11 protein-coding genes are annotated in these 9,347 nt (G+C 32.4%); all 11 read left to right on the top strand.

From position 1 onward, the window contains the following. The first annotated feature begins 248 nt into the window (after positions 1-248). Positions 249-692 (top strand): nucleoside deaminase, encoded by a 444-nt coding sequence (locus tag ACT8VG_RS03995; protein WP_006505013.1) that lies wholly within the window; start codon positions 249-251, stop codon positions 690-692. Positions 693-695: 3 nt separating this feature from the next. Next, positions 696-1,373, top strand: coding sequence for a Bax inhibitor-1/YccA family protein (locus ACT8VG_RS03990; protein ID WP_418220592.1), 678 nt, complete (start codon positions 696-698; stop codon positions 1,371-1,373). Positions 1,374-1,423: 50 nt separating this feature from the next. Next, positions 1,424-3,220 carry a DNA polymerase III subunit gamma/tau gene (gene dnaX / locus ACT8VG_RS03985; protein ID WP_444195250.1) on the top strand — a complete coding sequence of 599 codons (1,797 nt, stop codon included), beginning with the start codon at positions 1,424-1,426 and terminating at the stop codon, positions 3,218-3,220. 2 nt (positions 3,221-3,222) lie between these two features. Further along, positions 3,223-3,525: a YbaB/EbfC family nucleoid-associated protein gene (locus tag ACT8VG_RS03980; protein ID WP_195921340.1), complete on the top strand. Its 303-nt coding sequence runs from the start codon at positions 3,223-3,225 to the stop codon at positions 3,523-3,525. A gap of 1 nt (position 3,526) precedes the next feature. Next, positions 3,527-4,120 (top strand): recombination mediator RecR, encoded by a 594-nt coding sequence (recR, locus tag ACT8VG_RS03975; protein WP_117459752.1) that lies wholly within the window; start codon positions 3,527-3,529, stop codon positions 4,118-4,120. 52 nt (positions 4,121-4,172) lie between these two features. Further along, complete coding sequence (locus ACT8VG_RS03970) at positions 4,173-4,961, top strand: ATP-grasp domain-containing protein (protein WP_444195249.1); 789 nt, start codon at positions 4,173-4,175, stop codon at positions 4,959-4,961. Between the two features lie 69 nt (positions 4,962-5,030). Next, positions 5,031-5,645, top strand: a complete 615-nt coding sequence (gene tmk, locus ACT8VG_RS03965) for a dTMP kinase (RefSeq protein ID WP_022424791.1) — start codon at positions 5,031-5,033, stop codon at positions 5,643-5,645. Then, positions 5,642-6,601 carry a hypothetical protein gene (locus ACT8VG_RS03960; RefSeq protein ID WP_288705163.1) on the top strand — a complete coding sequence of 320 codons (960 nt, stop codon included), beginning with the start codon at positions 5,642-5,644 and terminating at the stop codon, positions 6,599-6,601. The genes tmk and ACT8VG_RS03960 overlap by 4 nt, the downstream gene beginning before the upstream one ends. Positions 6,602-6,605: 4 nt before the next feature. Beyond that, a complete protein-coding gene (locus tag ACT8VG_RS03955; RefSeq protein WP_117459745.1) occupies positions 6,606-7,574 on the top strand; it encodes a PSP1 domain-containing protein in 969 nt (322 codons plus the stop codon). Continuing rightward, positions 7,558-8,289, top strand: a complete 732-nt coding sequence (locus ACT8VG_RS03950; RefSeq protein WP_444195248.1) for a tRNA1(Val) (adenine(37)-N6)-methyltransferase — start codon at positions 7,558-7,560, stop codon at positions 8,287-8,289. The genes ACT8VG_RS03955 and ACT8VG_RS03950 overlap by 17 nt, the downstream gene beginning before the upstream one ends. After that, entirely contained in the window at positions 8,279-9,130 is an 852-nt protein-coding gene (gene rsmI / locus ACT8VG_RS03945) for a 16S rRNA (cytidine(1402)-2'-O)-methyltransferase (RefSeq protein WP_288208665.1), read from the top strand. Before ACT8VG_RS03950 ends, rsmI begins: the two co-directional genes overlap by 11 nt. Positions 9,131-9,347 lie beyond the last annotated feature (217 nt).

Raw genomic sequence — 9,347 nt, 5'->3', positions numbered from 1 at the left:
GATTTCAATGCTGCACTTAATCTGAGAGATGCTACGACTTACGAAGTTGCATAAATAAACGCAAACGTAAGTATGTACCGAAGGCTATTTCGGGAATTTACGACTATGGAGTGCACTAGAACTTGTGAGTAGATATGATTTCGGTCAATCCAAAGCATGCACGATGACATAGTAAGTAATGTTCGTGAGAACTTACATGATCTCGATGTGAGTATATTTAATCACATTTTGAGTGGCAGTCATAGTGTATGAGTGATGAAGAATATATGGCTGAAGCATTAAAAGAAGCAGAAATTGCAATGAGTGAAGATGAAGTACCTATTGGATGCATTATTGTCTATGAAGGACAAATCATTGCACGTACACATAACCAGAAGGAAACCTTAAAGAAAGCTACAGGACATGCTGAAATATTAGCTATTAATCAAGCAAGTGAGTATCTTGATTTATGGCATTTAGATGGCTGTACAATGTATGTAACATTAGAACCATGTATGATGTGTACAGGGGCTATTATACAAAGTCGTATGAGTCGTTTAGTAATAGGTGCAAATGTAAGTAAATGGCCTGGTTTTATAGAGTTAATAGAGAATAATCCTGTAAATCATCATCCTGATGTACAACAGGGGATTTTAAAGGAACAGTGTGCTACAATAGTATCAGAGTTCTTTAAACGTAAAAGGAGGAAGTAAACTATGGATTCTTATTACAGTAATAAGATGAGTTATGGTGAGTTCTTTGGTTCAACCATGAAATGGATGGCTGTCGCTTTAGGAATCACTACAATCACTTCATTTCTATTCTCATTCTTACATCTTGAACTGATATTGGGTGCTTCTTATTTCATTTTTATGATTGTATGTTCTATTGTCGAAATAGGATTAGTACTAATGCTTAGTAAAACAGTGAAAGATATGGCTATAGAGAAGGCTAAGACATATTATGTTGCTTATTCAGTAATTAATGGGATTGTACTTTCTATGTGGTTGAATTATGTTGTACCAGGTGTGGCGGTACTTGCCTTTGCAGTGACAGCTGTTTATTTTGGCTTACTTTATACAGTGACACAGCATACTAATAATAATTTCATTGGTATAGGAAAGGTCTGTTTAATGGCTTTACCGGTTCTTATGATTGCGTATATCTTATTGATCTTTATTTCGGCGCCAGGTCTTTATTATCTAGTCGTATTCCTTGATCTCGCAGTCTTTACTGGACTTACTCTTTATGATTTTAAGCATATCGAATATGCCTATGAAGTTGCACCTCAGGAAGCATTACAAGGTGTGGCATTGCTTTGTGCATTACAGCTCTATATGGATTTCATCAACATTTTTATTGATATATTGATGTTAGTAAGTGATAATAATTAAGGTGCTAAGGCACCTTTTTTTATGTATAATAAGGAAAGGAGTTGATGAAGATGGCATATAAATCATTATATAGAACATACCGTCCACAGACATTTAAAGATGTAGCTGGACAGGAAGCAATTATTACTACATTAAAGCATGCAATAGATGAAAAGAAGATTGCTCATGCATATTTATTTTGTGGTCCACGTGGAACAGGTAAGACAACTGTCGCAAAGTTATTAGCTAAGGCAGTTAATTGTACAGGAGATCCTAAACCATGTGGTGAATGTGAGAATTGTAAACAGATTGAAAATGGAACACATCCAGATGTTATTGAAATAGATGCTGCCAGCAATAATGGGGTAGAAGAAGTAAGAAGTCTGATTGATAAGGTGAAATATGCACCGACACAGGGACAATATAAAGTCTATATCATCGATGAAGTACATATGATGTCACCTGGCGCTTTTAATGCACTATTAAAGACATTAGAAGAACCACCTGCACATGTCATCTTTATTCTTGCGACAACAGAACCACATAAGATCTTACCTACTATTATTTCTAGATGTCAGAGATTTGATTTTACACGACTCACTGATCAGGAAATGGTACAAAGAATGCAGTATGTCTTAAAAGAGGAAGGTAAGACATATGATGATGGATCTTTAGAATTAATTGCTAGACTTGCGAATGGTGGGATGAGAGATGCATTATCTATACTTGAACAATGTCTTGCCTATAATGATGATCATTTAAGCATTAATGATATTCATACTATTTATGGTATTGTATCCATGGACGATAAGACAAACTTATTGAAAGTTTTATTATCTAAGAACATGTCTGAATCTCTAAAGATATTAGATAAAATGGATAAGAGTGGTATTGATATTAAGAGATTAACATTTGATTTAATTGATATATTAAAAGACATAGTTGTTTATAGGAATACAAAAGATGCTTCTATTATGTCAGTTATGACACAGAAAGACTTAGAAAACATTGTGCCTTATATTACAAGTGATGAATGTTTTAACTTTATTGATATATTGATGGATGCAAGTGAGAAGTATATGAGAGCAACTGATCCACATATTTATTTTGAACTTGCATTATTAAGACTATGTAATCAAGAACATGCAGCAAGTCAGAAGATTGAATATACACCTATTAAAGAAGAACCTGTAAAACCTGTAGAAGTAAAGAAGGTTGAAGTCAAAGAAGAACCAATCGAAGAAATTATAGAAGAACCTGTCTTTGAACCAATTGAAGAAGAGATAGTAGAACCAGTTATTGAAAAGAAGGTTGAACAACCAGTACCTCAATTCAATTATGAAAAGAAAGAAGAACCAGAAACATATGCATCAGATGATAATATCGAAGTAGATCAAAGTGATATATTAAATATTCTTGTACAGGCAGATCGTAAGATCTTAAATGAAGTACAGGAGAAGTGGCCAGTGATTAGACGTTATATGGCTAATATGAATACAGCCAAAGCAGCAAGTATGTTATCACAGGGACATCCTGTAGCTGCTTGTAGAGATGGTTTAATTATTGAGTTTGAATTAATGCCTGATGTGAATGCTGCAAACTATTATAAGAACTATAAACAGTTATCATCTTTAATTAAGGATGTATTAGGACATGAATATAAATTCATTGGTATGCAGCATGATGCATGGTTAGAGATGAGACAACATTATATTCAGCTTGCAAGAAGCAAACAGCTTCCTCAGGCGAGACCAATCACATTAAAACATATTGATGGATATGATTTAAAAAGAGTAGATTTGAATGATGCACAGAAGTATGCTTTAGATATGTTTGGTGAAGATATTGTAGAATTTAAGGAGGATTAAAAATGGATTTCAATTCGCTTTTAGAAACCGCAAAGAAAATGGGTGAAACAGCCTCAAATCAACAAAAAGAATTAGAAAACAAGAATTTTAGTTTCTCTTGTCAGAATAATTTGATTACAGGTAAAATTAATGGTAAGTATCAGATCACTGAATTACATATCAGTCAGGACCTTATGGACGATAAAGATATGTTAGAAGACTTGATGATGATTGCGATTAATCAGGGAATCAGTCAGGTAGAAAAGGAGAAAGAGGATAATATGAAATCCCTCACTGGTGGATTAGATTTATCTTCTTTTATGTAATATGGAATATCCAAAGAGTTTTGAAGAGTTAATGACATGTTTTAAAATGTTGCCAGGTATTGGAAACAAAGGTGCTGAAAGAATGGCTTATGCGATTTATGATATGTCAGAAGAAGATGTAAAAAGATTCTCACAGGCACTGACTTCATTTAAAGAAAACGTTCATACATGCCCTATATGTGGTAATTTAAGTGAAGGAGATAAGTGTGAAATATGTTCCGATCACGAAAGAGATCAGTCTACAATATGTGTTGTAGAATCTCCTAAGGATGTCTTTGCGATGGAAAAGATGAAAGAGTACCATGGGTTATATCATGTATTAGGTGGTACAATTTCAATTATGGATGGCAAGACTATGGATGATTTGAACATTATGAGTTTATTTGATCGTATTACTCCTGATACAAAAGAAGTGATTATTGCGACAAATGCGACAAGAGAAGGGGAAACAACTGCGCTCTTCCTTGCAAAGCTATTAGATAAAAAAGGTGTCAATACAACACGTATTGCGCATGGTTTACCAATTGGAAGTTCTCTTGATTATGCAGATGAACTCACATTATTAAAATCATTTGAGGGTAGAAAGAAAGTTTAAGCAAGAGGGCTATAATGTATTTTTATAGCCCTTTTGTATTGAGGATAAAATAATGAAAGCTTACATAAAAGTAAAAAAAGATTATAATTCTGGACTTGTAGTAGGCCATAGTCTTGAAATGCAGAAAGCTATTAATGGATTCAATGAATTAGCATGTGAAATAGAACCTTATTACTCACTCAATGATATTTACGATCAAATCACTAAAGAGGATATAGTAGTAGATTATCTTATACAGTGTGAAAATGTATTTAAGAAGTTTGGAATAACGCATCCTCATGTTGATAATTATCCAGAATGTCTCAAAGAATTTTTAGGAAGAAAGATATGGAAAGATACAATTAATTCTATTTCTTCAGACGAAAAGAAATGGTCAGCAGGATGGTTTGTGAAACCCGTTGATAGTAAAGTATTTACTGGTAAAGTGATATCAAGTATTAAGGATTTAATAGGCTGTGGGGCTTATAATGATAATCTTGAAGTTTTCTGTAGTGAAGCTGTTGAGTTCATGCGTGAGTGGCGCTGCTTTGTATATTATGATGAAATTATAGATGTGCGTCCTTATAAAGGTGATTGGCATTATAACTATAATCCTGATGTACTTGATCAGATCATGAATCAATTTACACAATGGGATGAAAGACCTATGGCATGTTCTATTGATATAGGTGTTACTAAAGATGGAAGAACCTTATTAATAGAATGTAATGATGCCTATTCTTTAGGGGCATATGGATTAGAAGACTATAAATATGCAAAACTGTTATCAGCAAGATGGTCACAGTTATTAAATAGAGAAGATGTCTTTGATTATCGAAAGTATAGAGAAGGTAATGAATAACCTTCTTTTTAATTATGGAAAAAACATTGTAAATCACATATAATATTAATGTTTGAAGGAGCGTATGATATGAGTTTATTTATTACTTTTGAAGGTGGAGAAGGCAGTGGTAAAACGACTATTGCAAAGATGTTACATAAACAGTTTATTGAAGAAGGATATAATATCACTTTTAGTAGAGAACCTGGTGGTGTAGATATTGCAGAACAGATCAGAGATGTGATTACTGATGTCAATAATACGAAGATGGATGCAAGAACTGAAGCATTACTTTATGCAGCAAGCAGAAGACAGCATTTAGTAGAAAAAGTACTTCCTGTATTAAAGGAAGATGGTATTGTGATATGCGATCGTTTTATTGATAGTTCTTTAGTTTATCAGGGAATTGGAAGAGGTATTGGTGTAGATAATATCTACAACATGAATCTTTTTGCGACAGATGGTATTCTTCCTGATTTGACTATTTTCTTTGATGTAAAACCTGAAGTTGCTTTAAAGCGTATTACAGGGGATAGAGAAGTCAATAGATTAGACTTAGAATCATTAGATTTTCATCATAAAGTATATGACGGTTATCAAATGATCTGTGATAAGTTCCCAGATAGAATTGTGAAGGTAGATGCTTCTTTACCAGTTGAAGAAGTATATCGTCAGGTTTATGAAATCGTAAAGGATAGACTATGAAAGAATTTCTAAAAGAAACACAACCTATCTTCTATCGTATCTTAGAGAAGAGTTTTAAAGAGAATAAAAAGACTCATGCATTTCTTCTAGTAGGGGATCATACGGATGATATTGCGACATTTATTGCCCAGTCTTATATATGCCATGAAGATACACTAGCGTGTGAAACTTGTGATGACTGTATACGAATTAAAGAAGGTCTTTATCCTGATATGATTGTATGTGATGGTAAAGAGAGTTCTATTAAGAAATCTGATATTGATCATATTCAGGAAGAGTTTGTGAAATCAAGTGTAGAGAATAATGGAAAAGTATATATTCTTAAAAATATTGATAATGCGACAACTCAGGCAATGAATAGCTTATTAAAGTTCTTAGAAGAACCTGTAGAAGAAGTATATGCAATCCTTACAACAAAGAATATTAATAAAGTACTACCTACTATTCAATCTAGATGTCAGGTGATTAAATTACTTCCTGAATCTAAGCATTCTTTAGAATTAAAACTAAAGAATGAAGGGGTGGATGAAGAAGACTCTATGGTTCTTCCTCATCTGTTTGATTCGATTGAAGAATGTAATGAATATAAGGATAGTGAGTTATATTTTGATGTTAAGAATTATGTATTCTACTTTATTGAAGATTTATATATGAAACCATCGGATTTATTGATCAATTTGCAGATAAACCTAGGTAAGAAGTATAAGAAGAATAAAGAAGCTTATGCATTATTCTTAAATCTTCTGGTGTTAGGTATGAGAGATATGTTTCACGTGAAACATTCCATACCTGTATTATTTGTGAAACATAAAGATTTCTTTGAGAAGATGCCAGAAGATGGTAAAATATTACAGAAAATAGAAATCATATTAGAATATACTGAAAGACTCAACAATAATGTCAATCTTGCATTATTACTAGATGGTATGGTATATAAAGTATTGAAGGGAGTTTGATGAAATGGATAAATTAGCGGCTGTTAGATTTAATAGCGCTGGTAAATATTATTACTTCTCTACAGACTTAGATGTCAAAAAAGGAGATAAAGTAGTAGTAGAAACTGTAAGAGGACTAGAAATGGGAGAAATCATTACGGATCTTGCAGACTTATCAGAATTTAAATTAGATAACGAATTAAAAAGAATTAAACGTGTAGCGAATAGAGCAGACATTGAAGTATATAATATCAATAAAATTAAGGCACAAAAATCATTTGAAATCTGTAAAGAAATCATTGCGGAAACAAACCTTGATATGCATTTGATCAATTGCGAATATACATTAGATGCTTCTAAGGTGATCTTTATGTATACATCTGATGAACGTGTAGACTTCAGAGATTTATTAAAGAAACTTGCTAGTGTTTTCAAATGTCGTATTGAATTAAGACAAGTAGGACCTAGAGATAAAGCTAAAATTGTAGGTGGTATTGGAAATTGTGGCTTACCACTATGTTGTAACTCATTCTTAGGTGAGTTTGATGGTGTATCTATCAATATGGCTAAGAATCAGTTACTTGCGATTAATATTGATAAGATTTCAGGTGTTTGTGGACGTTTATTATGCTGTTTAAAGTATGAAGATGAAGCCTATAAGGAAGTTAAAAAGAAATTCCCTAAGATTGGTTCATTTATTCGTTATGAAGATAAACAGTGTAAGGTTGTTGGTTTAAACGTTATTTCTGATTTGGTAAAGATTGACAGTGAAGGAAGTATTTTATTTATTCCTTTATCTGATATCGATAAGAAATCAGCTCCTAAAAAGGAAAGACGTATCTTAGAAGAACTAGCACCTAAAAAAGAAAAGAAACACGATAAACCAAAACAAAAGAAGCCAAGACAACAGCATAAACCAAAACAGTATAATCAGAAGCCAAGAACTATCAAAGGTAATAATCCAAAAGGGAAGAAAGATGAACGAAGAAATTAATCATCTCCTTGGTTATAATGATATGAAGATCATCCAGAGAAGAGATATGTTTACCTTTTCTCTGGATACTGTTTTATTGGCAAACTTTTGTGCAATCACAAAGGATATGAAAACAATTGTAGATTTTGGGACAAATAATGCAGCCATACCATTAATCTTAACACAACGAACTCATAAGAAGATTATTGGTGTTGAAATTCAAAAGGAAGCTGTAGAGATTGCAGAAAGAAACGTAAAATTAAATCATGTAGAAGATCAGATAGAAATCATTCATGATGATATTAAAGATTATGTGAAATATGCACCACGTACCAAAGCAATTGTATGTAACCCACCTTTCTTTAAATTAGGAGAGAAATCCCATATTAATGAAAGTGCTTATATAACTATTGCACGTCATGAAATCAAAATAGATCTAGAAGGAATTATTGCATCAGCTGCAAAGATTCTAGATCAGAATGGTCGTTTCTCAATGGTCTATCGTCCAGACCGTTTTATTGAAACAATTGAATTATTTAAAAAATATAGAATAGAACCTAAACGTATCCGTTTTGTCTATCCTAAAGAAGGAAAAGAATGTAATACGTTTTTAATCGAAGGTGCTTTCTTAGGCAAAACTGGATTAAAGATTGAACCTCCATTATATACACATAATGAAGATGGAAGCTATTCAGATGAAGTTAAACAGTTAGTAGGTGAGATGAATGTTAAATAGACAAAAGAGTTTTGAGAATGGAAAAGCAACACTTTACCTTGTACCAACACCTATTGGTAATTTAAGTGAAATGACACCAAGATGTATTGATGTTATGAAGAGTGTAAACTATATTGCAGCAGAAGATACACGTAATACAGTAAAACTATTAAATCACTTTAATATAGAAGCTAAGCTTATTTCTCATCATGAACATAATCTGCATGTAGCGATTCCTAAACTTTTATCATTATTAGAAGAAGGGGAGTCAGTTGCATTAGTAAGTGATGCAGGTTATCCTGCAATTAGTGATCCAGGGTATGAAATGGTTCTTGCAACTATTGATGCAGGATATAATGTAGTACCTTTATCAGGATGTAATGCCTGTTTAGATGCTTTGGTTGTCTCTGGCATTGCACCACAGCCATTCATGTTCTATGGTTTTTTAAGCCATACAAATAAAAATAAGACTAAAGAATTAGAAAAATTAAAAAATATCACTTATACAATCGTATTCTATGAAGCCCCACATAGAATTAAGGCAACATTAGAATGTATGATGAAAGTATTAGGTGATAGAAGAATAGCTTTATGTAGAGAAATCACTAAGAAGCATGAAGAAATTCTAAGAGGTACTATTTCTGAAGTATTAGAAGTAGTAGATGAATTAAAGGGTGAAATGGTTATTGTGGTTGAAGGTGGCACTGAAGTAACAGAGGAAGAGACTTTTGACCAAACAATTACAGAACATGTTGATGAGTTTGTAGAAAAAGGCATGTCAAAGAAGGATGCTATTAAAGAAGTCGCAAAGATTCGCAAATTAAATAAGAATCTTGTGTATGAAGAATATCATAAAAAGTAAAAGGGTAATGTTTCACGTGAAACATTACCCTTTTTGCTTGGAAGACCTTATATTTCTAGTTAATAACTATAAATACAAGAAGAAAAAAGTAAAGTCATTTTTAAAAATGACAATGACAGTTTAACATAAGGTAAATTTTAATTCAAATGTATATCTGAGAAAATTGTCAATAAATTAAACTTAAAATACAAATAATATTAAAGGAACAGTCATAAGT

This window comes from Catenibacterium sp. (assembly GCF_052354645.1).
Classification (GTDB): domain Bacteria; phylum Bacillota_I; class Bacilli_A; order Erysipelotrichales; family Coprobacillaceae; genus Catenibacterium; species Catenibacterium mitsuoka_A.
The sequence above is the reverse complement of the archived record's forward strand: the minus strand, read 5'-3'. Positions and strand labels throughout refer to the sequence as shown.